Below are 26414 nucleotides of genomic sequence, written 5' to 3'. Positions count from 1 at the left end.
AACAAAAACTTTTGGAAGTGTGCTATTATAAGTCATATAAGTCGTGCGCTTTCTAATGCGTAGTGGTTTAAGATTAGGATAGCACGACTTATTTATTTTCCAATGAAATTAACTAGCAATTCGGGTAGGTTAATAAAAATTTCCTCAGTGACTATTGGGGGATTTTTCAATTTTGCAAGGGTGAGTAGACTTGTTAGAATGTGTTATAATAAATGCGTATCTTTTATTTTAAAGGAGAAAACAATGCGACAAGTATTTTTTTACGGCGCCATTAGTTTGGATGGCTTTTTATCAACCGCTACTGATGATTTACAGTGGTTGTTTGACACGTCTCTAGATAAGGAGTTTGATATTAGTGCCTTTGAAGACCGCATTGATACAGTGGTCATGGGAAATACGACTTACCGTGAAACGCAACGGCTTTCGGGAGCAGAACGCATTTTTCCTAATAAGGAAAAGATTGTTTTCTCACGCAGTGAAAAAGGCAATATAATAGAAGGAAATTATGTTTTAGGTGACCCAGTAGCTGTTATTAATCGCTTAAAAGCTGAGGCTGGTCAAGCGATTTGGGTTGTTGGTGGCGGTGAAATCGTGACGACACTTTTAAAGCATGACTTGATTGATGAGCTCTGGATTCAAATCGCACCCGTTGTATTGGGAACTGGTAAACGCTTGTTTGAAGAAACCGAACCAGTTTTAAAACGTTTTGAATTAGTCGCAGTTGACAAAATAGGTCAGTTATCCGAGATACATTTAAAACGCATTCAAAAATCACCTACCGGTCCAGTAATTTAAGGTATAATAAAAATATGACGAACTTGAAAGAACAAATTATTGCCATTTCCAAGGAAATTGGCATTTCTAAAATCGGCTTTACGACAGCTGATAATTTTGACTACTTGGAAAAATCCCTAAGACTGGCTCAAGAAAAAGGGACAAACTCTGGTTTTGAACATCAAAATATTGAAGAACGAATCAAGCCTAAGCTCTTACTTGACAATGCTAAAACGATTATTTCGATTGCCGTTGCCTATCCGAATAAACTTCCGCAATTACCAGGGAAATCACCTTATAAACGTGGTAAGTTCTCTTCTTCAAGTTGGGGTGTGGATTATCATACTATTTTAACTGAAAAAATGGCTCGTTTATCAGAGAGAATTGCTGAATTAACAGATGATTTTGATCACAAGGCCATGGTCGATACAGGCGCGTTAGTGGATACTGCTGTTGCCAGACGTGCGGGGATTGGTTTCATCGGTAAAAATGGTCTCGTCATTTCTAAAGAATTTGGTTCATATATGTTCTTGGGAGAACTCATCACTAATCTCGATATTGAACCGGACAGTCCGGTTGACTATGGCTGTGGCGACTGCGACCATTGCATCACGTCGTGTCCGACTGATGCACTAAATGGCGATTCAACCATGAATGCCAAGCGTTGCCTGAGTTTCCAGACGCAGAAAAAAGGGCCGCTAGATGAAGAGTTTCGTGTCAAAATGAAGACTTTGATTTATGGGTGTGATATTTGTCAAATCGCTTGTCCTTATAATAAAGGGATAAGGAATGAGGCTCAGACGACGATTGACCCGGAGCTCGCTTATCCTGAGTTACAACCTTTTATTCAGCTGAGTAATCAGGAGTTCAAGGCTAAATTCAGTGAAATTGCAGGCTCATGGCGAGGCAAAAATGTTTTGCAGCGTAATGCGATTTACGTTTTAGCTAATGTTAATGACAAAACGGCTATTCCTTTATTAGAAGAAATAGCAGCAAATCCTAGCAATGCCGTCCACCAAGAGGCGGCACAATGGGCACTAGATAAGATTAAATCAAAGGCGAATCATCATCAATCTTTGAAAAATAGATGAGAACGTGGTAGAATAATATAATATGGAAATTAGTGAAATTCGCAATCAAATTACCCAAAATAGAGATAAGATGGCGTCATTTCGAGATAATCTCGATTTAGACCGCCTTGAAGAAGAAATTGCGCTTCTTGACAATGATATGTCTGACCCTAGTTTTTGGGATGATAACATTGCCGCACAAAAAGTCGTTGAGCAATCAAACCAACTCAAAGCCAAATATGAGACTTTCATGACCATGCAAGCTATGCTTGATGACCAAGAAGTTATGTTGGAGATGTTGGAAGAAGATGCTGATGAGGAAATGCAGGCGGAATTGGCAACAGAGCTTGATAAATTAGGTGCTAAAATGCAGGCCTATGAGCTTGAAATGCTTTTAAATCAACCTTACGATCACATGAATGCCCTTTTAGAGATTCATCCCGGATCAGGTGGCACCGAGTCTCAAGACTGGGGGAGTATGCTCATGCGGATGTATGAGCGTTGGGGAAATGCGCATAATTTCAAGGTTGAAGTTGTCGATTACCAAGACGGTGATGTCGCTGGTCTTAAATCCGCAACCCTGAAATTTACTGGTAACAACGCTTACGGCTTTCTGCGTTCTGAAAAAGGTGTGCACCGTCTGGTACGTGTTTCACCTTTTGATTCACAAAACCGTCGTCACACCTCATTTACTTCGGTTGATGTCATGCCTGAATTAGATGATTCGATTGAAGTTGATGTCCGAGATGCTGATATCAAAATGGATACTTTCCGTTCTGGTGGTGCGGGTGGACAGAATGTCAACAAGGTATCAACAGGGGTTCGCTTGACGCATATCCCAACTGGTATCGTGGTCTCATCTACTATGGATAGAACGCAGTATGGTAACAGAGATTTGGCGATGAAGATGCTTAAATCTAAACTCTACCAACTCGAAGTTGATAAAAAGCAAGCAGAAGTCGATGAATTGAAAGGCGACCAAGCCGATATTTCATGGGGCTCACAAATTCGTTCTTACGTTTTCATGCCTTATCAACTGGTTAAGGATACACGTTCTGGTTATGAAACAAGTCAGATTGATAATGTTATGGATGGCGATTTAGATGGCTTTATTGACGCTTATCTCAAATGGAAAATGTTGTAAGGCTGTAATATTTTAGAAATAGTAATTTGTTATAATATGTATATGTTGACAAAAAACAGAAAGAAACTAAAAATATGAGTAGTATTATCAAATTAAGTAATGCAACCAAAAAATATAATAACGGAACGACCGCCTTGCGAAATATCTCAGTTGATATTGAGGCCGGAGAATTTGCTTACGTCGTAGGACCTTCAGGCGCTGGTAAATCAACGTTCATCAGATTATTGTATCGTGAAGTGAAGTTGGATAAAGGTCAGGGCGTCGTCGCTGGCTACAATCTTGAAAAAATTAAAAAACGTGACGTGCCGATGCTGCGTCGCTCTATCGGTGTCGTTTTCCAGGACTACAAATTGCTACAAAATAAAACAGTCTATGAAAACATCGCTTATGCTATGGAAGTTATCGGAAAACGCCCACGCGAAATTAAAAAACGTGTCATGGAAGTACTAGACCTTGTTGGTCTTAAACACAAAGTTCGCTCATTCCCGAATGAATTATCAGGTGGTGAGCAGCAACGTGTGGCGATTGCGCGCTCAATTGCTAATGCCCCAAAAGTACTAATTGCCGATGAACCGACAGGTAACTTAGACCCTGAAAACTCATGGGAAATTATGAACCTTCTGGAAAAAATTAATATCCAAGGAACAACAATTTTAATGGCGACCCACAATTCACAAATCGTTAACACCTTGCGTCATCGTGTTATTGCGATTGAGAATGGTCGAATTGTCCGAGACCAAATAGAAGGAGAATATGGCTACGATGATTAGAACATTTTTTAAACACCTGTGGCAGTCTATTAAAAATCTCCGCAGAAATGGTTGGATGACAGTTGCTGCTGTTTCATCTGTTACCATTACCCTTGTATTAGTCGGCGTGTTCCTAGCCGTTATCCTCAATACAACGAAATTAGCATCGGATTTAGAAAATAATGTCCGGATTTCAACTTTCTTGAAACTAAATGTTCATGACGGTGAAAAAGAAATTGCAGACCCCAATGATAAATCAAAAATGATTACTAATCCAGACTATCATAAGATAGAAAAAGCGATTGAAAAAGTACCGCACGTGACCAAGGTGACTTATTCGAGCAAAGAAAATGAGTTAGAAAAACTCACAAAATCACTTGGTAATACTTGGAAAATGTTTAAAGGCGACAGTAATCCTCTTTATGATGTTTACATCGTTGAGGCAGATAAACCTGAGAATGTAACTGCAGTTGCTAAAAACATCAGTAAAATTGATGGCGTTGACCGAGCGGACTACGGTGGTACCAATACCAAGAAAATCTTTGGTCTATCAAAAGTTATCAGAACTTGGGGAGCTGGCGCAGCAATTCTACTTCTGTTTGTTGCAGTCTTTCTGATTTCTAATACCATTCGGATTACGATTTTGTCTCGTCAACGAGAAATTCAAATCATGCGTCTGGTTGGTGCTAAGAATGGTTATATCCGTTGGCCTTTCTTCCTTGAAGGAGCGTGGGTTGGATTGCTCGGTGCTATCCTACCTAGTGTCTTAATTAGTTTTGTTTACCGCATTGGTTATGTCGGCTTACAAAAACCATTATCACAACAAGGGCTATATCTTTTGAATCCTAATACATTTGTCCCACAATTGATTGTCTTGATGATTGTTGTCGGTGTGGCGATTGGTTCACTTGGTTCAATTATCTCAATGAGACGATTCCTTAAAATTTAAATACGAAACATTAAAAGAGCATATATTTGCTCTTTTTTTGCTATTTTTTTAAGTTTTCTAGTTCATCACACGTATTTTGTGGTAGAATAGTAACAATATTATTAGTTTGTAAATTAACAAACTTAAAGTTAGTCGTAAATGAACGGTATGTAATTGAAAGAAGAAACGATGAAAAAAGTTGTGATTGTTGGCTCAGGGATTGCAGGTGCAACAGTTGCGTTATATCTGGAGGGGCAAGCAGATGTCACGATAATCTGTAAGGGAAACCAAGAAGATAGTAATTCGATGCTAGCTCAGGGAGGGGTTGCAGCTGTCATGCAAGCCAAGCGTCTCGAAAAGGAGCAAGAGCCCGATAATGAAGCATCTCATGTTGCGGATACACTGTCTGCTGGTGTTTTTCATAATCAGAAAAAAGCAGTTGAGAAAATGGTACATGAAGGTCCTCAAGTGATTCAAGATTTGATTGATTTGGGCATGACTTTTGATACAACAATTGATGGTCAATTAAATATGGGGCTTGAGGGTGCGCATTCGCATAAACGAATCTTACATGCTGGTGGAGACCAAACAGGTCTTCAGTTGACGAGTTTTGTTCATGAACAGTTGAGCAAGGTTAACTGGTTGTCCCACACTTTTGCTTTAGATTTTGTGGTAGAAGAAGGCAAAGTTCGTGGTGTAAGCTATCTTGATACCAATAATCAAAGACAAACGATAGATGCAGATGAGGTTGTCTTAGCAAGTGGTGGCATTGGGCATTTGTTTCAGGATACAAGTAATGATCAGACGATTACTGGAGATGGTATCGCCATGGCCATACGTGCAGGATGCGATTTGTCGGATATGGAATTTTTACAATTTCATCCTAGTCTTTTAGACGGTGGAAAAAAAGTGCATCCGATTCTGATTTCAGAGGCTGTCAGAGGTGCTGGTGCAATTTTAGTTGATGAAAATGATTGTCCGATTATGGTTGGACGCTCCAGTAAGCTCGACCTAGCACCACGAGATGTCGTCAGTCGGGTCGTCAATGAACAGATACAAGCGGGGCATCAGATTTATTTGGATATCTCTCGTGTCACGAATTTTTCTCAACAATTTCCAGCCATTGCAAGCTATTTGAAACAGAATAATATTGATTTTGAAACCAGTCAGCGCATCCCTATTAAACCAGGCATGCATTTCCTGATGGGTGGCGTTAAAACAGACTTTTCAGGTCATACAAAGCTTGGCAACTTATATGCAGTAGGAGAAGTCGCCTTTACAGGCGTCCATGGAGCTAATCGTTTGGCGAGTAATTCTTTACTAGAAGGGCTTAGTTTTGCTAGAAGTGTGGCAGATGCTATTTTGTCAGACAAGGAGAATAGTTCTGCAAGTGAGCAAGTGCAGCAGGTCACACAATCTTCAACTAAGATGCGCCTACCAAATCGCGCAGATTTAGTCAAACGAACATCAGATGCACTTGGTATTATTCGAAAACCAGAAACCATACGTCAGTTTCAAGACTGGCTGTCAACCTTTGACTATCATATCTTAGACCAGACTTGCACAAATCGTCACCAAATTGAGACAGCTAACCTATGTCTTGTCGCAGAAACGATTGCCAATGCAGCGCTAGCTCGGACTCAAAGTCTCGGTGCACATTATCTATTACCGGAGGAATAACCGTCGCATGAATTTACAAGCAAAAGAACAACTAAAAACTTTCTTGATTGAAGATATTGGCACTGGCGATTTATCGGCGGATTTAATTTTTGATGCGCACGAACAAGCAAGCGGCGTCTTTGTTGCCAAAGCAGAAGGCATCATTGCAGGACTAGAAGTTGCCCAGCAAGTCTATGATTTACTCAGTCAGGATGCGACTTTTATCCCCACCGTGGCAGATGGTGACAGGGTTAAGAAAGGTGAGATTATCGGCCGAGCGACAGGTAACATCAGAACACTGCTAACTGGAGAGCGCGTGATTTTGAATCTCTTACAGCGGATGAGCGGTATTGCGACTTTCACCGATATAGCGATTCAAACATTAAATGATTCAACGATTAAGATTTGTGACACACGAAAAACAGCCCCGGGTTTGCGCTATTTTGATAAATTAGCCGTTAAAATTGGTGGTGGCTTTAATCATCGGGTTGGACTCTACGACGGTGTCATGCTCAAAGATAATCATATTGCTTATGCGGGTAGCATTTCAAAAGCAGTTAAAAAAGTTCGCGAGCAGATTGGCCAAATGGTTAAAATTGAAGTCGAAATCGAAACTGAGGCGCAATTGCTTGAGGCGATTGATGCCAAAGCTGATATTATCATGTTTGATAACCGAACACCAGAACAAGTCGCTGCTTGGACAAAGCTAGTGCCTGAGACGATTTTGACTGAAATTTCTGGTGGCATCACACTCGATAACTTAGCAGACTACGCGCATACAGGCGCTGACTACCTCTCGCTAGGTGCCTTAACACATTCAGTCCTAGCTTTTGATATTAGCTTTAACAGTCAAAACGGCGAAAAAGGTGAAGTAAACTTGCCTCATGTTGACTGACTAAAAGCGAGACTAAATGACCCTAGACGAGATAAGATGAGGAGAAACCATGGCAGCTAGAGAGACAACTAACCCGACATTTGACAAGAAACATATCATTCCTGAACGCTATTTACACCTATCAGACGGTGAAATGATTCGTAAAATCTATGAGAAAAAAGACAATTTGGCAACGATTTATTGATATTAGCACATCATTACCAAAAAAATGAAATTATCCCCTTTGCAGATTATGTAGGCGATTCATTACAATTAGCCAAAGAAGCAGCAGCTAATCAGTCAGCTAAACACATCATTTTTTGTGGCGTCCATTTTATGGCTGAGACAGCTGATATGCTCACAACAGCTGATCAGAAAGTCTACTTGCCAGATGCTTTAGCAGGCTGTTCAATGGCAGATATGGCTAATTTAGAGCAGTTGGAACAAGCATGGCAAGTCTTAGAAACAACCTATACTGAGCCTGTCATACCAGTTACTTATATCAACTCAACAGCAGCGGTTAAAGCATTCGTTGGTAACCACGATGGTGTCATCGTGACATCTAGTAATGCTGAGACCATTTTAAAACGTGTCTTTGACAAACACCAACGTGTCCTCTTCTTACCAGACCAGCATTTAGGGCGTAATACAGCCTACCAATTAGGGATTCCACTTGAGCAAATGGCAGTTTGGCATCCTAAGCAAAATAGATTGGAAGCAGAAGGTGTGACCTTCAAAATCTCAAAGTTATTCTCTGGCAAGGGCGCTGTTGTGTGCATCAACAATATACCGTTGAACAAATTGCAACCTTACGCAGTCAAATTTCAGACTTGAAGGTCATTGTTCACCCTGAATGTCCGATTGAGGTCGTGCAAGCATCAGATAGTTACGGTTCAACTAAAAAAATCATTGATGAGGTCGCAGCTAGCCCCGAAGGGACAAAGTGGGCAATTGGCACGGATAACAATTTAGTGAATCGCATGATTCATACCTTCCCCAATCATGACATCAGGTCTATTAATGCCTCTGCCTTTTCATGCATCACCATGAATCGCATTCGCCTAGCGCATCTTTTATGGACACTAGAAGAAATAGAGCAAGGTTCAACCATTCAACAAATAACAGTAGATGAGGCCACACAAATCTATAGCCTCAAGGCACTCGACCGGATGTTGGCAAAATAAATAGATAAAAACTCCCTCACACAAGCTAAAAGCTGATGTGAGGGAGTTTTTTATTAATCGTGTTCGTTAGCGATTAAAACAGTTTCAAAAGCAAATTCACTTGGAATATGGCTAGCGATTGAAAATTCGAAGATTCTGCCGTCATCTAGGTAACCAATTTGTTCTGTTTGCATCAGAAAATCCGTATCTTTTAATTTGAGATAGGCTTTTTCAAGAATACTTGGTCGAACACCAGCAACTTTAATGTGTGCACTTTTAATCGTTAGATTAAGTATTTTATGGATGTAGCGATAAATCGATGTTTCTAATTCTTTGGTTGTCAGGCCTGGGATAATCTCAAGTGGCATCCAGGTATATTCGATGATAGAAGGGACATTTTTAATGGTCCGAAGTCGAATGATTTTGTAAACTAAACTTTCTTTGTCAACACTTAATTTATCAGCGATGTACTGAGTAGGCGCCTCAGTTGAAAAACCAATAATTGTAGAGGTGACTTCTCCTTCATGTAAAGCAGTACTACCAGTTAAAGGTGAAAATTTAGTAATGGTCGAATTTCTAAAGTTTTTGACAAAACTACCTGAACCTCTACGACGCACGATATAGCCTTCTTGAACTAATAAATTGATGGCTTTGGTAATTGTCAATTCACTGACATTAAACTGGTCTGCGAGGATGCGTCCTTGAGGTAATTTCTCATTGATTGGATATTTACCGGACTCAATATCGTATTTAATTTGCGTATATATATCAATATACTTGGTGTTGGTTCTCATGACTGCTCCTTGAATCTATTCTATATAGATATATTATACCATTTTTATCCAAAAATAAACTATATAGTTTTTATTTGTATTGGATTTTAAAAAGTTCTTTTTATAAAAGAATATATAGCGGTACAAGAGAATAAAAAGTGTGAAAATAAGGAGAAGATGTCTAAAAGTTCCTTTAAATAGATATAGATTGATCAGTTATAAATGATTTAAATACAAAAAAACTCTCATCCTTCGAAATTTGAAAGACAAGAGCTTGCAGGAATTTTAATTATTTAACAGCTGAGCTGAATTCTTCTTGAGAGAATGCTTCATCAATGATTGATTTCAATTCTTTAGCAGAAGCTTCCATTTTTTGTTGTTCAGCATCATTCAAAGGAATGTTTACTGGACGTACGAGACCGTGAGCACCAACGATAGCTGGTTGACCGATAAAGACGTCGTTGATACCATATTGACCAGATTGGTAAACTGAAAGTGGCAATACAGCATTTTCATCATCCAAGATAGCTTTTGTGATACGTGCCAATGCAGCAGCGATACCATAGAAAGTTGCACCTTTTTTGTTGATGATTGAGTAAGCAGCATCACGAACGTTGATGAACAAGTCAACTAAACCTTGTTCGTCGATGTCACGGTTGTCTTGCAACCATTGTTCAAGTTTAACACCGGCAACGTTAGCGTGTGACCAAACTGCAAATTCAGAGTCACCGTGTTCACCCATGATATAAGCATGGACTGAACGTGCGTCAATACCGATTTTTTCAGCAAGCGCTTGACGGAAACGAGCTGAGTCAAGTGAAGTACCTGAACCGATAACGCGTTCTTTAGGGAAACCAGAGAATTTCCAAGTTGAGTAAGTCAAGATATCAACTGGGTTAGCGGCAACAAGGAAGATACCGTTGAAACCTGAAGCAACGATTTGAGTCACAACATCTTTGTTGATACGAAGGTTCTTTTGAACCAAATCAAGACGAGTTTCACCTGGTTTTTGTGGCGCACCAGCTGTTAAGACAACAAGGTCAGCGTCATGAGCATCAGCGTAAGTTGCTGAATAGATGTTTTTAGGTGAAGTAAATGCAAGCGCATGGCTCAAATCTTCTGCATCACCTTCAGTTTTTTCTTTGAAGATATCAACGATACCAAGTTCTTGAGCGATACCTTGGTTAACAAGAGCGAACGCGTATGAAGAACCTACAGCGCCATCGCCTACGAGGATTACTTTTTTGTGCAATTTTACATCAGTCATAATGAGATGAATTCCTTTCAAATTCTTGGTATTTCCAAGTTTTTCAAACAGTTAAATTATAACATTTTAGAATGGCTTTGTCAGGTATTATGTTAAATTTTTTCAAGAAAATTTCTGCAAACGTTTTCTAAAAATGCGACAAAATTAAATCATAGGTGTTATTTTGTAGAAAATTAGAAAATCAAAACTCAGCACATATGACAGAATTAAAATAAAAGCTCACCGTTGTATTGCATCAACGATAAGCTTAAAGATTAATCACATTTCATCTCACGAATTTTAGCCTCATTAGCTGTTACCCGCAAGGTTTTTTGCCCAACATAAGTCACAAAACCAGGCGGTGTCCCCGTTGGTTTATGTAATTTTTTGACATCAATCATATCAACCTGTACCAGATTGGATAGACGTGCTTTTGAAAAGTAGGCAGCAAGTTCAGCAGCCTCAGTAATCGTTTCATCAGAAGGTGTTGGATTACCCGTGATAATAACATGAGAACCAGGAATATCTTTGGCGTGAAACCATAAATCCCCTTTTCGAGAAAGTTTAAAACTAACCTGTTCATTTTGTAGATTATTTTTACCGACTAAGATAATCGTGCCATCAGATGCTTGATATTTTTCAGGAGGCAATAATTTTTGTTTCTTATTATTACGGTGTTTCTGCTTGATAAAACCAGTCTGAATCAATTCTTCCTTGATATCTGTAATCTCAGTTACAGTGGCTTGCTCTAGCGCATTCTCAACGGACTCTAAATAGGTAATCGTCTGTTTAGTGTTGGCAATTTGCTCACCCAAAAATTTGACAGCTTGCTTGAGCTTAGAGTATTTATGGAAATATTTTTGAGCATTTTGATTAGGCGTTAAAGCTGGATTAAGCGCAATCTCAAGTGGCTCATTCGTATAGTAGTTATCCAGAGTAACAGACGGTTTATTGTTAGGGACTTCATGCAAGAAAGTCGTCAAAAGCTCACCTTTTTGACGAAAAATTTCAGCATTATCCGTCGCTTTCAATTCACGCTCTTGTTTTTTCAATTTCTTACGATTTTTATCTAGCTCACCAGCCACCTTGCGAATCACCTCGCTTGCAACTTGACGAACCCTATCGCGTTCCGCCTTATTTTGGTAATAATGGTCTAGCATAGCAGATAAGGTATCAAAAGATTGGTAATCGTCAGATAATCGAATCGCAGAAAACGTATCATTCGTATAAATGGAGGGTGTCGCCGTCATTAAGATAGACTTGAAGTCAGCTAGACTCAAACCTTTTAAAGCCATAGCGTTATCACGCCCCAATCCTTGAAACACTTGCTGTAAATTGTCACCAGTTTGCAAAACTTCAAATATCTTTTCATCAGATGCCGTGAAAGGATTGACTTTACCATCACTAGGTGGTGCGATATAAGTCGAGCCAGGAAGGATTGTTCGATATTGGTTTTGTGAAAAGCCAACATGCTTAATGGATTCAAGAATCTTATTAGATTCTCGGTCCATGAGAATAATATTACTATGTTTCCCCATAATTTCAGCGATCAAGGCAATTTTCATACGGTCGCCGATTTCATTTTTAGATGAAATTTCAAAGATGATTTGACGGTCATTGTCAATCTGATAAATCTTTTCAATAAAAGCACCACTGAGATATTTCCTTAAAATCATGGTAAACGTCGTCGGTGTTTTAGGGCTCTCAAAAACAGTTTGCGTTAATTGGATACGCCCAAAAGTTGGATGAGCGGACAATAATAATTTATGTGATTTTTGATTACTACGAACTTGCAGCACCAATTCATGGTCGAAAACTTGATTAATTTTCTGTATGCGACCACCTGTTAATTGCTCAGTTAATTCCTGAGTCATGTGGTGTAAAAAAATACCATCAAAAGACATGGTAACTCCCTTCTGTTGATCTCACTTTGTGAAATCTTGAAACTTGACCTATCTTGGCACAAAATAAATAGAGACTTTTGCTCTTTTCTACTATTTTATCAGAATTTTTTGTAAAATGCCCATTTTTCAGTTATAATGATAACATGAATAAAAAATATAGAATTTGGGGAATATGCGTCGTCGTTGTTTTGTTTTTGGTTATCATAACACCAAACATTCATCGACACGTTCGACGTGAGGAAGGTCGAATTATTCCCAAGGTTACGGTAACAGACCAAATTCAGGCCGTGCCAAATGATGATATCAATGCACTGCTTAAATCCCACCCCAAAGCAACCTTGATTATTTTGAATGTTCAAAATTCAAAACTTAATAAAAAATTTGATGCGTTTATCAATCAAAATCAAAATTTAGGTTTATCTCAAACAATCTATATTTTTCAAGAACTCTATCATGATAAAGTTCTTGCGAAACTTAATCTCGACAAGACAGCCATCAATGTCGTGCAATTTGAAGGTGGAGAGCCACAAGCCATCTATCCGATTACATCAAAAACTGCTTTTGATCAAAGTTTAGTCGACCAACTAAAAAAACTTTCGGCTAATTAAGTCGAGTTTTCTTGCCCCCTATCTTTTATAAAGGAGTTATTACCCAATGAAAAATAAAAAAATGATACTTGTTGTTGCTATTATTGTTATCCTAGGTTTGGGCTCAATTTTCATTCCTAAATTTTTCAAACAACAAAACAAGGTTAAATCAGCTGATGTTAAAATTGGCGTCTTACAATTCGTGACTCATCCTGCCTTGGATGAAATTTACAGTGGTATTAAAGAAGGCTTAGCTGATGAAGGCTATTCAGATGCTAAAATCAATTTTTACAATGCGCAAGCTGACCAATCAAAAGTAACGACAATGGCAAGCCAACTCGTAGATCAAAAAAATGATGTACTCATTGGTATCGCGACGCCGACAGCTCAAGGCTTAGCTAATGCGACATCAGACGTACCAGTAATCATGGGTGCTGTATCAGATCCAGTAGGGGCTAAACTCGTTAAAAATGTAAAAAAACCAGAGGGTAATGTAACGGGTGTATCAGATAAGTTTCCGGTTGCGAAAGAAATAGATCTGATTAAAGAAATGACACCCAATGTTAAAAAAATCGGTATTTTGTACAGCTCATCAGAAGATAACTCTAAATCACAAGTTGCTGACTTTAAAAAAGTTGCGAGCGAGCAAGGTTATGAAGTTTCTGAATATGCCGTTTCATCAACTAATGACATCACGACAACAGTTAACGTTGCACTTTCAAAAGTAGATGCCCTCTATGTACCTGTAGATAATACAATTGCCTCAGCATTTCCGACAGTTATCGAGCTATCAAATGCAGCCAAAATTCCAGTTTTTCCATCAGTTGATACAATGGTCGAACAAGGAGGTTTAGCGGCAGTTACTATTAATCAACATGATTTAGGTGTGGCAACAGGGAAAATGGCAGCACAAGTCTTAAAAGGTAAAAAAGTTTCAGAGCTACCCGTTGAGTTTTACGATACAACAAAACCAGTGATTAATGAAACTGCAGCTAAAACTTTAGGCATTACTATTCCTGAAAGTGTTGCTAAAGCTGCAAAAGCAGCAGAATAGAAGGGGACAAAATAAAGCATCGTGTCAAAATAAATGATGCTTTAGATTTACTATGATATTATCAACGATTAATCAAGGTTTATTATGGGCGATTTTGGGTCTGGGCATCTTTATGACTTTCCGGATTTTAAATTTTCCAGATATGACGACAGAAGGGTCATTTCCTTTGGGTGGTGCGGTTGCCGTGACACTCATCACACAAGGTGTTAATCCTGTCATTGCAACGTTTGTTGCCTTTCTTGCAGGATGTGTGGCAGGTCTCGTGACCGGTTTACTCTACACCAAAGGTAAAATTCCGACGCTTTTAGCCGGGATTCTGGTCATGACATCGTGTAACTCTGTCATGCTCATGATTATGGGGCGTGCTAATCTAGGTCTACTTGGTGCTGATAAGCTCAAAAGCACTTGGATTAGTGTATCTGCCGTCCTCCTTGTGTTAATGCTCATTTTCTATTTTCTCAATACCAACCTAGGTCAGGCATTCATTGCAACAGGTGACAATGTCGAGATGGCTCAGTCATTTGGGATTAACACGGGAAGAATGGAAGTCTTAGGCTTAGTCGTGTCCAATGGTGTCATAGCGCTATCGGGTGCTTTAATTTCACAAAACGATGGGTATGCAGACGTTTCTAAAGGAATCGGTGTCATCGTCATAGGACTTGCCAGTATCATTATTGGTGAGGTTTTCTTTGGTAATGTCTCACTTTTTGAACGTTTGTTTGCAATTGTTATCGGATCGATTTTTTATCAATTTTTGATTTTGGCTGTGATTAAACTTGGTTTCAATACCAATTATCTCAAACTTTTCAGTGCCATTGTCTTAGCTATTTGCTTGATGATTCCGACCTTTAAAGACAAATTTTTTAAGGGGGTGAAGCTCAATGCCAAATGACAAGAACCCAATTATTGAACTCAAAAATGCGACGAAAGTCATTGAAAATGGTGACGAGCGTAAAGTTATTTTAGATGATGTGTCATTAAAAATATTCGACAAAGATTTCATTACTATTTTAGGTGGAAATGGTGCTGGAAAATCAACTTTATTTAATGCGATATCAGGTACTTTAACACTAACTTCAGGTTCAGTGTTCATCAAGGGCAACGATGTGACAAATCACAGTCCAGAAAAACGTGCTGCTGCCATTTCACGAGTGTTTCAAGACCCAAAAGTGGGCACGGCGCCTAGGATGACGGTTGCGGAGAATATCGCAATTGCTGCGCTACGTGGGCAGAGAAGAAGTCTCAGATTACGTAATATCGCCAAGTATAAGGAGAGTTTTGCTAGTCTTGCTGAGCAAATCGGTAATGGCTTGGAGAAACATCTGGATACGCCAACAGGTAATTTATCTGGTGGGCAAAGGCAGGCACTGAGTTTGTTGATGGCGACGATTGTGCCACCAGATTTGCTTTTATTAGATGAGCATACGGCGGCATTGGATCCGAAAACGTCAGTGGCTTTGATGCAGTTGACGGATGATTTGGTTACTAGCAAAGATTTGACTGCGTTAATGATTACGCATCACATGGAGGATGCGCTCAAATATGGTAATCGTTTGATTGTCATGAAGGATGGTCAAATCGTACAAGATTTGCCAACTTCGGAGAAAGAACAGATGAAGTTAGAAGATTTCTATAGGATATTTGATTAAATGAATAAGATACTACAAAGAATTTCACGGGTGATATTGGGATTTTTCGCTCTGATTCTACTGTTTGTCGGGGGGATGAATTTCCAACGTTACTTGACGGAGCATAAAGAAGTTAAGACTTTGGTTATCGGTCAGGTAGTCAAAAATTCTGAGCATGGCAAAATGGTGGCTTATACTTTTGAGGGAAAGGACTATCAGGCTGTACCGGTAGCTAATTTTCTAAAAACTTTTGGTAAAGTGGGGACGCAGATTCCTGTCTATGTTAACCATAATCATCCGACAAAAATCTACATCAGAAAAGGTGCGACCAGTCTTTTGATTTTAGCGCTGGCTTTGATTGGGTGGGCGATGTTGATTGTGCTGGTCTTATTCTTCGAATATTGGTTTCTTCATAAATTGAAGAAGATGGCTAGAGAAGAAAATAAGGAATTATAAAAGGGAGAATTCAAATGGAAAACACTTTTTTTATCATCAAACCTGATGGTGTTCGCAGATCTTTGGTTGGTTCAGTACTTTCTCGTATTGAGCGTCGTGGGTTTACGATTGAAAAATTGGAGATGCGTCAAGTCACAAAAGAAATCCTTGATCAACACTACGCAGATTTGGTTGATCGGCCTTTTTATCCTGATATTGTGACTTACATGACGACTGGTCCAGTAGTTATCGGCATTTTGAGGGGGTCAAATGTCATTAGCTCTTGGCGCAAAATGATGGGCGCGACAGATCCAGCAGACGCATTGCCTGGAACGATTCGTGGCGATTTTGCTCACTCTTCTGATAATGGTTGTGTCGAAAATATCGTCCATGGTTCAGATTGTCTTGAGTCAGCTGAACGTGAAATTGCCCTTTGGTTTGGTAAATAACAACTATAAATAAAGATAACTTGTCTTCGGACAGGTTTTTTATTTGGAGAAAATATGGTAAAATAAAGCTTATGACTATAGACTTAAATGAAATTAAAACACGGCAAAAAAATATTCGAAATTTTTCGATTATTGCCCATATTGACCACGGGAAGTCGACGCTGGCTGACCGTATTTTGGAGCAAACCAAAACGGTAACGGCGCGTGAAATGCAAGCACAACTTCTAGATTCGATGGATTTGGAGCGTGAGCGTGGGATTACAATCAAGCTGAATGCGATTGAGCTGAATTATGCAGCTAAGAATGGTGAAGATTATACCTTCCATTTGATCGACACGCCCGGACACGTCGATTTTACTTATGAAGTGTCACGTTCTCTTGCGGCTTGTGAGGGTGCGATTTTAGTTGTCGATGCGGCGCAAGGAATCGAAGCTCAAACCCTTGCCAATGTTTATTTGGCCTTGGACAATGACCTTGAAATCTTGCCGGTTATCAATAAAATTGACTTGCCAGCAGCAGACCCTGAGCGTGTTCGCGCAGAAATTGAAGATGTCATTGGTTTAGATGCCTCTGAAGCAGTCTTGGCATCAGCTAAGGCAGGCATCGGGATTGAAGAAATCTTGGAACAAATTGTTGAAAAGGTACCAGCACCGCAAGGCTCTGTCGATAATCCTTTGAAAGCTTTGATTTTTGACTCAGTTTATGATGCCTATCGTGGCGTTATTCTTCAAGTTCGGGTCATGGATGGCATCGTCAAACCGGGTGATAAAATTCAACTCATGAGCAATGGCAAAACCTTTGATGTCACAGAAGTTGGTATTTTCACGCCCAAAACAGTTGGTCGTGAATTCTTAGCAACAGGTGACGTTGGTTATATCGCTGCTGCCATTAAGACAGTTGCTGATACGCGTGTTGGTGATACCATTACCTTGGCGGATAATCCTGCAGAAGAACCGCTCCATGGCTACAAACAGTTGAACCCAATGGTCTTCGCGGGTATTTATCCGATTGAATCGAATAAATACAATGATTTGCGTGAAGCCTTGGATAAATTGCAGCTTAACGATGCCAGTCTCCAGTTTGAGCCTGAAACATCACAAGCTCTTGGCTTTGGTTTCCGTTGTGGTTTCCTTGGCTTGCTGCACATGGATGTCATTCAGGAACGTTTGGAACGTGAATTCAATATTGATTTGATCATGACAGCCCCAAGTGTGGTCTATCATATCAATACGACAGATGGTGAAGTATTAGAAGTAGCCAATCCCTCTGAATTTCCTGATCCGACGCGCGTTGATAATATTGAAGAACCTTTTGTCAAAGCACAAATTATGGTGCCTCAAGACTATGTTGGTGCCGTAATGGAGTTAGCACAACGTAAACGTGGGGATTTTGTGACCATGGATTATCTGGATGAAAATCGCGTCAACGTGATTTATCAAATGCCACTGTCAGAAATTGTGTTCGACTTTTTCGATAAGCTGAAATCAAGTACCAAGGGCTATGCCAGCTTTGACTATGAAATTTCGGAATACCGTAAGAGTTCTCTTGTTAAGATGGATATCATGCTTAACGGTGAACGTGTCGATGCCTTGAGTTTCATCGTCCATAAAGAATTTGCCTACGAACGTGGTAAAATTATCGTGGACAAACTCAAGAAAATCATCCCACGTCAACAATTCGAAGTCCCAATTCAAGCCGCCATTGGGCAAAAAATTGTCGCCCGTAGCGATATCAAAGCCTTACGTAAAAACGTCCTCGCCAAATGTTACGGTGGTGATATTTCACGGAAACGTAAACTCCTCGAGAAACAGAAAAAAGGTAAGAAACGCATGAAGTCTATCGGTTCTGTCGAAGTGCCACAAGAAGCTTTCTTGAGCGTTTTGAGTATGGATGATGAGTAGGTTTAGCAAACTATTGAAAATTCGCAGAGATGCGTTTTTTTTCGATTTAATTTCATATTTAACTACAATCATTACGACAGAAAAGGGATCAAAACGAAATTTTAAAATAAGGAAGCACCTGAAAGTCGTTATTAAACAGTTAACAGGTGCTTTTTTGTATATATTTTTATCAAATAAAACTTTATTTCTGGTATAATAAGCTTTGGTATTTTTGTGCTTATTAAACTTTATTTGAAAGATTTTCAAGTAATCTATGTACCTGCACTAACATCCAAAGTGATAGGACTTGTTTTAGCAGTTGCTTATGGTTGTTTGACATATACTTGGTTGAAAGAAAGGGATTAATTGATGGCTGGTGAAAAATATCGCGTGCAGCTTACAGCTTTAGCGGAAAACTTAAATCCTAAAAATCGATTATATTTTGATCGTCTGTACGATACTTTGTTGCTTAATGGTGCAATCTATAATTCAGAAGTTGTTTCTGAATTAGCTTATGATGTTTTGCTAGATTTGTTGGATGCACAAGCTGACGGCATTGGTGCTGAATCATATTTTGGTCTTAGTGCTATCCAGATGTCCAAAAAATTATTGAAGCAAGTTGATAAGAAAACAAAGAGTTTAAGAAATTTAACGATTTGGACTGTATTGATAGGTTTATTTTGGAATTATGCAGTCAGTATTTCTTGGTTTGGAATAGAGCCAACACCAATTTCTTGGGTTTGCTATTTATTTGAAATTATTTTGCTGAGTTCAGGTGTCTTTTTATTGTTCAAAGTTTTCTGGTTCAGTTTGCTTGTCAAAAGTAAGCGATTATCTGTTATTATCCTTTGGGGTTATATTTTTATCGTACTCAGTGTATTTTTGTGGGGACAGAGATTTTTGAAGGATTTTCAAGCACTCTATATTTCTAGCTTTTCTTCTAAAATTATCTGTCTTATTTTATTTTCGCTATATGTCTTATGGGCGATCAAATTTATCAAATCAACGGCAAATAAATTATAAAAAGTTCTTTACTATCTATCCAAAATTCGCAGAGATGCGATTTTTTTGTATACCAAGACAGGATTCCTGAAAATCTTGCATAAAGTTGCAAAATAACCCACATTCCACTTGACAAATGCAAAAATATACATTATTATTGTATATATATTCAATTAAAGGATAACGCTTATGAAAAAAATAGCCATCATTGGTATCTCGGGATACTCAGGATTAGAATTGCTGAGGCTGCTCCATAGTCATCCAGACGCTGAAATCGTCAATGTCTATGGCACGTCAAATATCGGCGCCAAATTAGCTGATCTTTTTCCAAAACTGCTCAATTTTCCAAAATATGCAGCTTTGACCATCAAGACCTTTTCGTCTGATGAAATCATGGCTACAGCAGATTTGGTATTCTTTGCGACACCAGCTGGCATTGCGGCAGAGTTAGCAACAGATTTCATCGCAGCAGACTTTCCAGTCGTCGATTTGTCAGGCGATTTCCGTTTGAAAATTCCTGCGCAATATGAAAAATGGTACAAAAAAACAGCCGTCCATAAAAATTTATTATCAAAAGCGGATTATGTCTTAGCTGATTTTGACCGACCGACGCAAGCTTATATCTCTAATCCCGGCTGTTATGCGACTGTAACGCTATTAAGCCTAGCACCGCTTTATCAAGTCAACCTGATTCAGCTAGACAGTGTCATCATCGATGCCAAATCAGGTTTGTCAGGTGCAGGTAAGAAATTGACCGACAGCAGTCATTACGTTAATGCTAACGAAAATGTCAGTCTCTACAAACTTAATCAGCACCAACACATACCGGAAATCTTTAACAAATTAGTCTCTTGGAATGTCAATGCTAAACCAATCCAATTTTCAACGTCTCTGATTCCGGTCAATCGTGGGATTTTTGTTTCAACCTATGCCAAATTAGCTGAGGGAATCACCTTCTCAGATGTGGTAGCGGCTTATCACCAGACTTATGACGATAAATACTTCGTCAGAGTCTTAAATGATGGTCTCTTGCCTGATTTGCATAGTGTTGTTGGTACAAATTTTACCGACATTGGCCTTGGCTATAATGAACTGACTAATACCTTGACGGTTGTGACCGTTATTGATAATCTCGTGAAAGGAGCGGCAGGGCAAGCGATTCAGAATATGAACCACTTTTTCGGTTTTGACGAAAAAGCAGGGCTTGACCTCGTGCCGATTTTATAACATGACAAAATTTAAAGCAATCAAAGGAAATATCGCCTCACCTAAGGGGTTCACGGCAGATGCCACACATGCGGAGCTTAAATTCCAAAAACTGGACTTAGGGCTCATCCTTTCAGACGTTCCCGCAGCAGTTGCTGGTGTCTTTACGACAAATAAAGTCGCAGCTGCACCGATTGATCTGGATAAAGCAGTGGTCGCAGGTGGCGTGGCGCAAGCTATTATTGTCAACTCAGCCATTGCAAACGCCGTGACAGGAGATGAAGGGATCACGAATGCCAAAAAAACGCAGCGTTTGTTGGCAGAAAAATTCGACCTCAACCCAAGTCATGTGGCGGTTTGCTCAACAGGTGTTATCGGCAAACAACTTCCCATGGACAAAATCGCATTGGGCATTTCCAAACTATCTGCTGAAAATGGGCATACCAACGGTTTCGCTGAGGCTATTTTGACAACTGATCTGGTCACAAAAGAAGTGACTTATGAAGTTGAGATTGCAGGCAAAACGTTCACGGTTGCAGGTGTCTGCAAAGGTTCAGGCATGATTCATCCCAATATGGCGACCATGCTTGGATTCATCACAACCGATGCCAAAATCGCCCAACCCTTGCTGCAGGACATGCTATCAGAAATAATTGAAACGACTTTCAATCAAATCACGGTAGACGGCGATACTTCTACCAATGATACGGTGCTAGTCATGGCAAATGGTAAAGCTGACAATGCTGAAATCCTAGTCGATACCGAAGATTACCAAGTTTTCAAAGCTGTCCTAGCTATCGTCTGTCAAGATTTGGCGAAAAAAATCGCAGCAGACGGTGAAGGTGCAACCAAACTTATCGAAGTCAACGTTACCGGCGCACCAGATGAGCTGTCAGCACGTCTGATTGCCAAACAGATTGTGGGCTCTAGCCTTGTTAAAACAGCGATTTTTGGTGCTGACCCTAACTGGGGGCGCGTGATTTCAGCAATTGGGCAAGTCGCACCTTTTGACGTCCCAGATATTGAGTTGGAAATTCAAGGTGATTTGGTCTTACTTCATTCAACACCTGTTGATTTTGATCAAGCAGAACTCTCTGAAAAACTCAAAGAAAAAATCGTTATTATTGATGCAGATCTCAACAATGGCACACAATCTGGAACAGCTTGGGGGTGTGATTTAACCTACAAATACGTTGAAATCAATGCCCTTTACCATTCTTAAGAAAGAAAAAAGCCTATGACACATTTACTCCAAAATTACGGAACTAGAATTCCCATGACCTTTACGCATGGCGAAGGCGTTTATTTATTTGATGAAACTGGCAAAAAATACTTAGATTTCACGAGTGGCATAGGCGTGATGAACCTAGGCTATTCTTTTGAAGCGGGCAAAGCTGCTGTAAAAACACAAGTGGATGCCCTCGCCCATCTCTCTAACCTCTACAACAATCCTTTGCAGGAAGAAGTGGCGGATTTACTAGAACAGGCGGACGACTACAAGGCATTCTTCGCAAACTCTGGCGCAGAAGCCAATGAAGCAGCACTAAAGCTAGCCCGTTTGATCAGACCAGGCAAAGAAATCTTGGCCTTCGAAGACGGCTTTCACGGTCGGACTTTCGGCGCCATGTCAGCCACCATGCAGGACAAAATCCAAAATGGCTTCTCGCCCATGGTATCAGGCTTCTCAAAAGCCATCTATAACGATGTCGACAGTCTTAAAGCCTCTGTCACACCTCAAACGGGTGCCATTCTTTTTGAAATCGTCCAAGGTGAAGGAGGCGTGACCCCACTCACAGCAGAATTTGCGGCAGCACTCAAAAGCTGTCAAGAACAGGGAATTTTGCTGATTGTGGATGAAGTTCAAACTGGTAATGGTCGGACGGGTAAATTATTTGCCTTTGAACATTTCGACCTGCAACCGGATATCTTTACGACAGCTAAAGGTCTGGGCAATGGTCTACCAGTTGGCGCCATGTTGGTTAAAAATTGCTACGCTGACTGTTTTAGTGCCGGCAAGCACGGCTCAACTTTTGGTGGGAATCCTTTAGCCATGGCAAGTGCTAAGGCTGTCTTGACTGAACTGACTTCCGATGGTTTTTTAGCTGAAGTGGCAGATAAAGCAGACTTTCTCAAAGCGCAGCTCAAGGAAAAATTAGCAAGCAAACCAACTGTTAAAGCCATCCGAAATCTGGGTCTCATGGTCGGTATCCAACTCACTGACGGGACTCAGTTGCAAGAAATCTTGTCAGACGCCAGAGCGCAAGGTCTCCTAGTCTTGTCCGCAGGTAAAGACGTTGTTAGACTGCTGCCACCATTAGTCATGACGAAAGCGCAGTTGGCGGACGGCGTTGCGATATTGGAGGGAATTTTATGAATGTACCTGAAACGCTGACGGCGGCGTTGCCTTTCATGCTCAAGTATCAGGGGCAGACGGTCGTTATCAAGTATGGCGGCAACGCCATGACAGATGCTGCTATCAAAAAATCAGTCCTGAGTGATATTTTGCTGCTGAAGACACTGGGGATCAATGTCGTTCTTGTGCACGGTGGCGGACCTGCCATTAATGAATTGCTAGTCAAGTACGGCAAAGAATCGAAGTTCATCAACGGCTTGCGCTACACCGACGAGGAGACCGCTGAGCTTGCACTGACGGCCTTGTCGGGCATGGTGAATAAAAGTCTGGTTCGGGATATTCAACGACTAGGGGGCGAAGCGATTGGCATCTCTGGCATTGATGGGCGGATGATTGAAGTCGAGCAACTGTCTGAAGACTTGGGCTACGTTGGGAAGATCACCAAGATTAATACTGAAATCATTGAACGGATTGCGAAGACCTCGGCTATTCCTGTCATTGCGACTGCGGGTGTTGATGCGGCGGGCGAGATTTATAATGTCAATGCCGATACCGCAGCTAGCCGAATTGCAGGAGAATTACAGGCTGAACGCTTTATTTTATTATCAGATGTTCGTGGTTTGTATTCGAATTTTCCAGATGAAGCGTCATTTTTACCAGAAACGACGCTGGCAGAAATTGATCACTTGATTGCGGCAGGTAAAATTTCCGGTGGCATGATTCCGAAACTGGAGGCCATTAAATACGCCATGCAAAATGGTTTAAACGAGGCAGTGTTGTTAGATGGTTGTATGAAAAATTCTTTGATTTTTGAATTATTCACAAGCGAAGGCTTTGGGACGTTAATTAAAAAAGACAATCTTGATTTGACAAAATATAACCAACTAACGTCTTAAAATAAGGACATATTATGGGTTACGATAAACTTGTCTATCGTTGCTATTTATAAGACTAACGAAATACTGTAGAGCTAGGACATGCCTAGCTTTTTTCCTATTTTTTTGGTACAATAGAAACAATACGTGATTAGTATTTGAAAGGCTGTAAATCAATGCAAGACAAAAATTTGGTCAGTGTCAATCTGGCTAGTGAAATGAAAACAAGTTTCATCGACTATGCTATGAGTGTCATTGTGGCACGGGCGTTACCCGATGTACGTGACGGTCTAAAACCAGTGCATCGCCGTATTCTTTATGGGATGAACGAACTGGGTGTGACCCCTGATAAAGCACATAAAAAATCTGCCCGTATTACTGGTGATGTCATGGGTAAATATCACCCACATGGCGATTCGGCTATTTATGAATCAATGGTTCGGATGGCGCAATGGTGGAGTTATCGCCATATGCTTGTCGACGGTCATGGTAACTTCGGTTCTATGGACGGTGACGGCGCCGCTGCCATGCGTTATACAGAGGCGCGGATGAGCAAGATTGCGCTTGAAATGTTGCGCGATATTAATAAAAAAACAGTCGATTTTATCGATAACTATGATGGCACAGAACGTGAACCTGTTGTACTTCCTGCCCGTTTCCCTAACCTTCTGGTTAATGGGACGACAGGGATTGCAGTTGGTATGGCGACCAATATTCCACCGCATAATCTTGGTGAAACGATTGATGCCGTCAAACTCCTCATGACCAATCCTGAGGCGACAACTCGTGATATTATGGAAGTGATGCCTGGTCCTGACTTTCCAACAGGTGCTCTTGTCATGGGACGTAGTGGCATTCACCGCGCCTATGAAACAGGGAAAGGTAGCATCACTTTACGTGCCAAATCAGAGATTGAAGTGACAAAAACTGGTAAGGAACGCATCGTTATTACTGAATTTCCTTACATGGTTAACAAGGCTAAATTGCATGAGCATATCGTTCGCTTAGCGCAAGAAAAACGGATTGAAGGCATCACTGCAGTCCGTGATGAATCTAACCGAGATGGCGTTCGATTTATTATTGAAGTACGACGTGATGCATCTGCCAATGTTATCCTGAATAACCTTTACAAATTAACTAGCGTTCAGACCAACTTCAGCTTTAATATGCTGGCAATCGTTGATGGTGCACCGAAAATCCTGTCAGTTAAAGAAATCCTGACACATTATATTGCGCACCAAAAAGAAGTCATTACCCGCCGGACTCAGTTTGATAAAGAAAAAGCTGAAGCGCGTGCGCATATTTTAGAAGGCTTGTTGATTGCCCTTGATAATATTGATGAAATCATCAAAATTATTCGTGGGTCTGAAACAGATGCCATTGCCCAAGCTGAATTGATGTCACGCTTTGAACTCTCTGAACGTCAATCACAGGCCATTTTAGACATGCGTCTGCGTCGTTTGACTGGTTTGGAACGTGATAAGATTCAAAAGGAATATGATGATTTATTAGCTTTGATTGCTGATTTGATTGATATTCTAGCGAAACCTGAGCGCGTTGTTGCCATTATCACGGAAGAAATGAAAGAGATTAAGCGTAAATTCGCAGATGCGCGTCGGACAGAACTGCTCGTTGGTGAAGTTCTCAGTGTAGAAGACGAAGATTTAATCGAAGAAGAAGATGTCTTGATTACCTTGTCAAATAAAGGCTATATCAAACGTCTCAACCAAGATGAATTCCGTGCGCAAAACCGTGGTGGCCGTGGTGTACAAGGCTCTGGTGTGTCAGATGAAGATTTCATCAAACACATGGTGTCAACCTCAACACATGATCATCTCCTATTCTTCACCAATCGTGGCCGTGTCTACCGGATGAAAGCTTACGAAATTCCAGAGTATGGTCGTCAGGCAAAAGGTTTGCCGATCGTCAATCTGCTTAAACTAGATGAAGGCGAATCAATTCAAACAGTCATTAATGTTGAGAAATCTGACCAAGAGCGTTTCCTACTCTTTACTACCTTGCGTGGTATCGTTAAACGGACTAATGCCAATCACTTTGCCAACATTAGAACCAATGGTTTGAAAGCTCTCAACCTTCGTGAAGATGATGAGCTAGTCAACGTTTTACTTACAACTGGTCAGGAAGAATTAATTATTGGCACACATGACGGATATTCTGTTCGCTTTAAAGAAAATATTCTCCGTGACATGGGTCGTGCAGCGACAGGTGTTAAAGGGGTTAACCTCCGTGACGGTGACTTTGTTGTCGGTTCAAGTACGATTAACGACAGCCAGGAAGTCCTCGTTGTCAGTGAAAATGGTCTCGGTAAACGGACAAGCGCTGAACAGTATCCAACCAAAGGACGTGGTGGTAAAGGGATTAAAGTCATGAACGTGACCGAGCGAACTGGTAAATTAGCCGGCCTCGTGACCGTCAATGGTGACGAAGACCTCATGCTGATTACTGATACAGGTGTTATCATCCGGACCAACGTCGACAACATTTCCCAAACCGGCCGTAGCGCCCAAGGTGTGAAAGTCATGCGTCTGGATAAAGAAGCTCACATCGTAACTTTTGCCTTAGTCGAGCGAGAATCTGAAATGACGGAAACTGAAACAGCTGAAAATGGTTCTGAGGAAGTGACAAGTGAAGAAGTTTAAA

At 40.4% G+C, this 26414-nt stretch carries 26 protein-coding genes; 23 read left to right on the top strand and 3 right to left on the bottom strand.

The features are described from left to right. Nucleotides 1-243 precede the first annotated feature (243 nt). The 10 genes from HZR21_RS07600 to nadA (HZR21_RS12170) all read left to right on the top strand — a co-directional run bounded on the left by HZR21_RS07600 (nt 244) and on the right by nadA (HZR21_RS12170) (nt 8382). Nucleotides 244-795, top strand: a complete 552-nt coding sequence (locus HZR21_RS07600; protein WP_180747125.1) for a dihydrofolate reductase family protein — start codon at nt 244-246, stop codon at nt 793-795. Nucleotides 796-809: 14 nt separating this feature from the next. Then, nucleotides 810-1865, top strand: a complete 1056-nt coding sequence (gene queG / locus HZR21_RS07595) for a tRNA epoxyqueuosine(34) reductase QueG (protein ID WP_180747124.1) — start codon at nt 810-812, stop codon at nt 1863-1865. Between the two features lie 22 nt (nt 1866-1887). After that, nucleotides 1888-2988 (top strand): peptide chain release factor 2, encoded by a 1101-nt coding sequence (prfB, locus tag HZR21_RS07590; RefSeq protein ID WP_180747123.1) that lies wholly within the window; start codon nt 1888-1890, stop codon nt 2986-2988. A gap of 74 nt (nt 2989-3062) precedes the next feature. Next, entirely contained in the window at nt 3063-3758 is a 696-nt protein-coding gene (gene ftsE / locus HZR21_RS07585) for a cell division ATP-binding protein FtsE (RefSeq protein WP_031365686.1), read from the top strand. After that, on the top strand, nt 3751-4686 hold the full coding sequence (ftsX, locus tag HZR21_RS07580) for a permease-like cell division protein FtsX (RefSeq protein WP_180747122.1): 936 nt from the start codon (nt 3751-3753) through the stop codon (nt 4684-4686). Before ftsE ends, ftsX begins: the two co-directional genes overlap by 8 nt. A 168-nt stretch (nt 4687-4854) precedes the next feature. Then, nucleotides 4855-6345, top strand: a complete 1491-nt coding sequence (nadB, locus tag HZR21_RS07575) for an L-aspartate oxidase (protein WP_180747121.1) — start codon at nt 4855-4857, stop codon at nt 6343-6345. Nucleotides 6346-6352: 7 nt separating this feature from the next. Next, nucleotides 6353-7219, top strand: coding sequence for a carboxylating nicotinate-nucleotide diphosphorylase (gene nadC, locus HZR21_RS07570; RefSeq protein WP_180747120.1), 867 nt, complete (start codon nt 6353-6355; stop codon nt 7217-7219). A gap of 49 nt (nt 7220-7268) precedes the next feature. Then, nucleotides 7269-7403, top strand: a complete 135-nt coding sequence (locus HZR21_RS12180; protein ID WP_259276398.1) for a hypothetical protein — start codon at nt 7269-7271, stop codon at nt 7401-7403. Next, complete coding sequence (nadA, locus tag HZR21_RS12175) at nt 7400-8032, top strand: quinolinate synthase NadA (RefSeq protein ID WP_246307833.1); 633 nt, start codon at nt 7400-7402, stop codon at nt 8030-8032. The genes HZR21_RS12180 and nadA (HZR21_RS12175) overlap by 4 nt, the downstream gene beginning before the upstream one ends. Beyond that, nucleotides 7972-8382, top strand: a complete 411-nt coding sequence (gene nadA / locus HZR21_RS12170; protein ID WP_310592567.1) for a quinolinate synthase NadA — start codon at nt 7972-7974, stop codon at nt 8380-8382. The genes nadA (HZR21_RS12175) and nadA (HZR21_RS12170) overlap by 61 nt, the downstream gene beginning before the upstream one ends. Nucleotides 8383-8435: 53 nt before the next feature. Here nadA (HZR21_RS12170) and HZR21_RS07560 read toward each other — a convergent pair whose 3' ends face one another. The 3 genes from HZR21_RS07560 to HZR21_RS07550 form a co-directional block, all read right to left on the bottom strand. Further along, nucleotides 8436-9155, bottom strand: coding sequence for a GntR family transcriptional regulator (locus HZR21_RS07560; protein ID WP_180747119.1), 720 nt, complete (start codon nt 9153-9155; stop codon nt 8436-8438). Between the two features lie 268 nt (nt 9156-9423). Next, nucleotides 9424-10401 carry an L-lactate dehydrogenase gene (locus HZR21_RS07555; RefSeq protein WP_180747118.1) on the bottom strand — a complete coding sequence of 326 codons (978 nt, stop codon included), beginning with the start codon at nt 10399-10401 and terminating at the stop codon, nt 9424-9426. A 254-nt stretch (nt 10402-10655) separates the two neighbouring features. Next, a complete protein-coding gene (locus HZR21_RS07550; protein WP_180747117.1) occupies nt 10656-12284 on the bottom strand; it encodes an Rqc2 family fibronectin-binding protein in 1629 nt (542 codons plus the stop codon). A gap of 143 nt (nt 12285-12427) precedes the next feature. Here HZR21_RS07550 and HZR21_RS07545 point away from each other — a divergent pair, with 143 nt between their 5' ends. The 13 genes from HZR21_RS07545 (at nt 12428) to gyrA (ending at nt 26413) form a co-directional block, all read left to right on the top strand. After that, the gene (locus HZR21_RS07545) at nt 12428-12892 is read left to right on the top strand and encodes a hypothetical protein (protein ID WP_180747116.1); all 465 of its coding nucleotides are present in this window, start codon (nt 12428-12430) and stop codon (nt 12890-12892) included. Between the two features lie 46 nt (nt 12893-12938). Further along, nucleotides 12939-13925: a tryptophan ABC transporter substrate-binding protein gene (gene trpX, locus HZR21_RS07540; RefSeq protein ID WP_180747115.1), complete on the top strand. Its 987-nt coding sequence runs from the start codon at nt 12939-12941 to the stop codon at nt 13923-13925. Nucleotides 13926-13977: 52 nt separating this feature from the next. Further along, nucleotides 13978-14817 carry an ABC transporter permease gene (locus HZR21_RS07535; RefSeq protein WP_180747114.1) on the top strand — a complete coding sequence of 280 codons (840 nt, stop codon included), beginning with the start codon at nt 13978-13980 and terminating at the stop codon, nt 14815-14817. Beyond that, on the top strand, nt 14807-15574 hold the full coding sequence (locus tag HZR21_RS07530; protein ID WP_180747113.1) for an ABC transporter ATP-binding protein: 768 nt from the start codon (nt 14807-14809) through the stop codon (nt 15572-15574). Before HZR21_RS07535 ends, HZR21_RS07530 begins: the two co-directional genes overlap by 11 nt. After that, on the top strand, nt 15575-16009 hold the full coding sequence (locus HZR21_RS07525) for a DUF3592 domain-containing protein (protein ID WP_040526054.1): 435 nt from the start codon (nt 15575-15577) through the stop codon (nt 16007-16009). Between the two features lie 14 nt (nt 16010-16023). Then, on the top strand, nt 16024-16437 hold the full coding sequence (gene ndk / locus HZR21_RS07520) for a nucleoside-diphosphate kinase (RefSeq protein ID WP_180747112.1): 414 nt from the start codon (nt 16024-16026) through the stop codon (nt 16435-16437). A 71-nt stretch (nt 16438-16508) separates the two neighbouring features. Next, entirely contained in the window at nt 16509-18338 is a 1830-nt protein-coding gene (lepA, locus tag HZR21_RS07515; protein ID WP_219605594.1) for a translation elongation factor 4, read from the top strand. Between the two features lie 348 nt (nt 18339-18686). Then, complete coding sequence (locus tag HZR21_RS07510; RefSeq protein WP_180747111.1) at nt 18687-19340, top strand: hypothetical protein; 654 nt, start codon at nt 18687-18689, stop codon at nt 19338-19340. A gap of 168 nt (nt 19341-19508) precedes the next feature. Continuing rightward, complete coding sequence (argC, locus tag HZR21_RS07505; RefSeq protein ID WP_180747110.1) at nt 19509-20546, top strand: N-acetyl-gamma-glutamyl-phosphate reductase; 1038 nt, start codon at nt 19509-19511, stop codon at nt 20544-20546. Between the two features lies 1 nt (nt 20547). Beyond that, the gene (gene argJ / locus HZR21_RS07500; RefSeq protein ID WP_180747109.1) at nt 20548-21747 is read left to right on the top strand and encodes a bifunctional glutamate N-acetyltransferase/amino-acid acetyltransferase ArgJ; all 1200 of its coding nucleotides are present in this window, start codon (nt 20548-20550) and stop codon (nt 21745-21747) included. Between the two features lie 15 nt (nt 21748-21762). Further along, complete coding sequence (gene argD, locus HZR21_RS07495; RefSeq protein WP_180747108.1) at nt 21763-22899, top strand: acetylornithine transaminase; 1137 nt, start codon at nt 21763-21765, stop codon at nt 22897-22899. 35 nt (nt 22900-22934) lie between these two features. After that, on the top strand, nt 22935-23774 hold the full coding sequence (gene argB / locus HZR21_RS07490; protein ID WP_246307832.1) for an acetylglutamate kinase: 840 nt from the start codon (nt 22935-22937) through the stop codon (nt 23772-23774). 155 nt (nt 23775-23929) lie between these two features. Continuing rightward, nucleotides 23930-26413: a DNA gyrase subunit A gene (gene gyrA / locus HZR21_RS07485; RefSeq protein ID WP_180747106.1), complete on the top strand. Its 2484-nt coding sequence runs from the start codon at nt 23930-23932 to the stop codon at nt 26411-26413. The last annotated feature ends 1 nt before the right edge of the window (nt 26414 follow it).

The organism is Pseudolactococcus laudensis, assembly GCF_013449735.1.
GTDB lineage: Bacteria > Bacillota > Bacilli > Lactobacillales > Streptococcaceae > Pseudolactococcus > Pseudolactococcus laudensis.
Note: the sequence above shows the minus strand (reverse complement) of the source record. Positions and strands in the feature narration are given on the sequence as shown.

Coding starts and splice junctions, on each gene's coding strand:
- argB (WP_246307832.1), top strand. CDS start 22,935: ATGCTCAAGTATCAGGGGCAGACGGTCGTTATCAAGTATGGCGGCAAC.
- prfB (WP_180747123.1), top strand. CDS start 1,888: ATGGAAATTAGTGAAATTCGCAATCAAATTACCCAAAATAGAGATAAG.
- lepA (WP_219605594.1), top strand. CDS start 16,509: ATGACTATAGACTTAAATGAAATTAAAACACGGCAAAAAAATATTCGA.
- ndk (WP_180747112.1), top strand. CDS start 16,024: ATGGAAAACACTTTTTTTATCATCAAACCTGATGGTGTTCGCAGATCT.
- HZR21_RS07530 (WP_180747113.1), top strand. CDS start 14,807: ATGCCAAATGACAAGAACCCAATTATTGAACTCAAAAATGCGACGAAA.
- gyrA (WP_180747106.1), top strand. CDS start 23,930: ATGCAAGACAAAAATTTGGTCAGTGTCAATCTGGCTAGTGAAATGAAA.
- argJ (WP_180747109.1), top strand. CDS start 20,548: ATGACAAAATTTAAAGCAATCAAAGGAAATATCGCCTCACCTAAGGGG.
- HZR21_RS07525 (WP_040526054.1), top strand. CDS start 15,575: ATGAATAAGATACTACAAAGAATTTCACGGGTGATATTGGGATTTTTC.
- ftsX (WP_180747122.1), top strand. CDS start 3,751: ATGATTAGAACATTTTTTAAACACCTGTGGCAGTCTATTAAAAATCTC.
- HZR21_RS12180 (WP_259276398.1), top strand. CDS start 7,269: ATGGCAGCTAGAGAGACAACTAACCCGACATTTGACAAGAAACATATC.
- trpX (WP_180747115.1), top strand. CDS start 12,939: ATGAAAAATAAAAAAATGATACTTGTTGTTGCTATTATTGTTATCCTA.
- nadB (WP_180747121.1), top strand. CDS start 4,855: ATGAAAAAAGTTGTGATTGTTGGCTCAGGGATTGCAGGTGCAACAGTT.
- HZR21_RS07560 (WP_180747119.1), bottom strand. CDS start 9,155: ATGAGAACCAACACCAAGTATATTGATATATATACGCAAATTAAATAC.
- HZR21_RS07510 (WP_180747111.1), top strand. CDS start 18,687: ATGGCTGGTGAAAAATATCGCGTGCAGCTTACAGCTTTAGCGGAAAAC.
- HZR21_RS07535 (WP_180747114.1), top strand. CDS start 13,978: ATGATATTATCAACGATTAATCAAGGTTTATTATGGGCGATTTTGGGT.
- queG (WP_180747124.1), top strand. CDS start 810: ATGACGAACTTGAAAGAACAAATTATTGCCATTTCCAAGGAAATTGGC.
- nadC (WP_180747120.1), top strand. CDS start 6,353: ATGAATTTACAAGCAAAAGAACAACTAAAAACTTTCTTGATTGAAGAT.
- HZR21_RS07545 (WP_180747116.1), top strand. CDS start 12,428: ATGAATAAAAAATATAGAATTTGGGGAATATGCGTCGTCGTTGTTTTG.
- HZR21_RS07555 (WP_180747118.1), bottom strand. CDS start 10,401: ATGACTGATGTAAAATTGCACAAAAAAGTAATCCTCGTAGGCGATGGC.
- ftsE (WP_031365686.1), top strand. CDS start 3,063: ATGAGTAGTATTATCAAATTAAGTAATGCAACCAAAAAATATAATAAC.
- argC (WP_180747110.1), top strand. CDS start 19,509: ATGAAAAAAATAGCCATCATTGGTATCTCGGGATACTCAGGATTAGAA.
- HZR21_RS07600 (WP_180747125.1), top strand. CDS start 244: ATGCGACAAGTATTTTTTTACGGCGCCATTAGTTTGGATGGCTTTTTA.
- argD (WP_180747108.1), top strand. CDS start 21,763: ATGACACATTTACTCCAAAATTACGGAACTAGAATTCCCATGACCTTT.
- HZR21_RS07550 (WP_180747117.1), bottom strand. CDS start 12,284: ATGTCTTTTGATGGTATTTTTTTACACCACATGACTCAGGAATTAACT.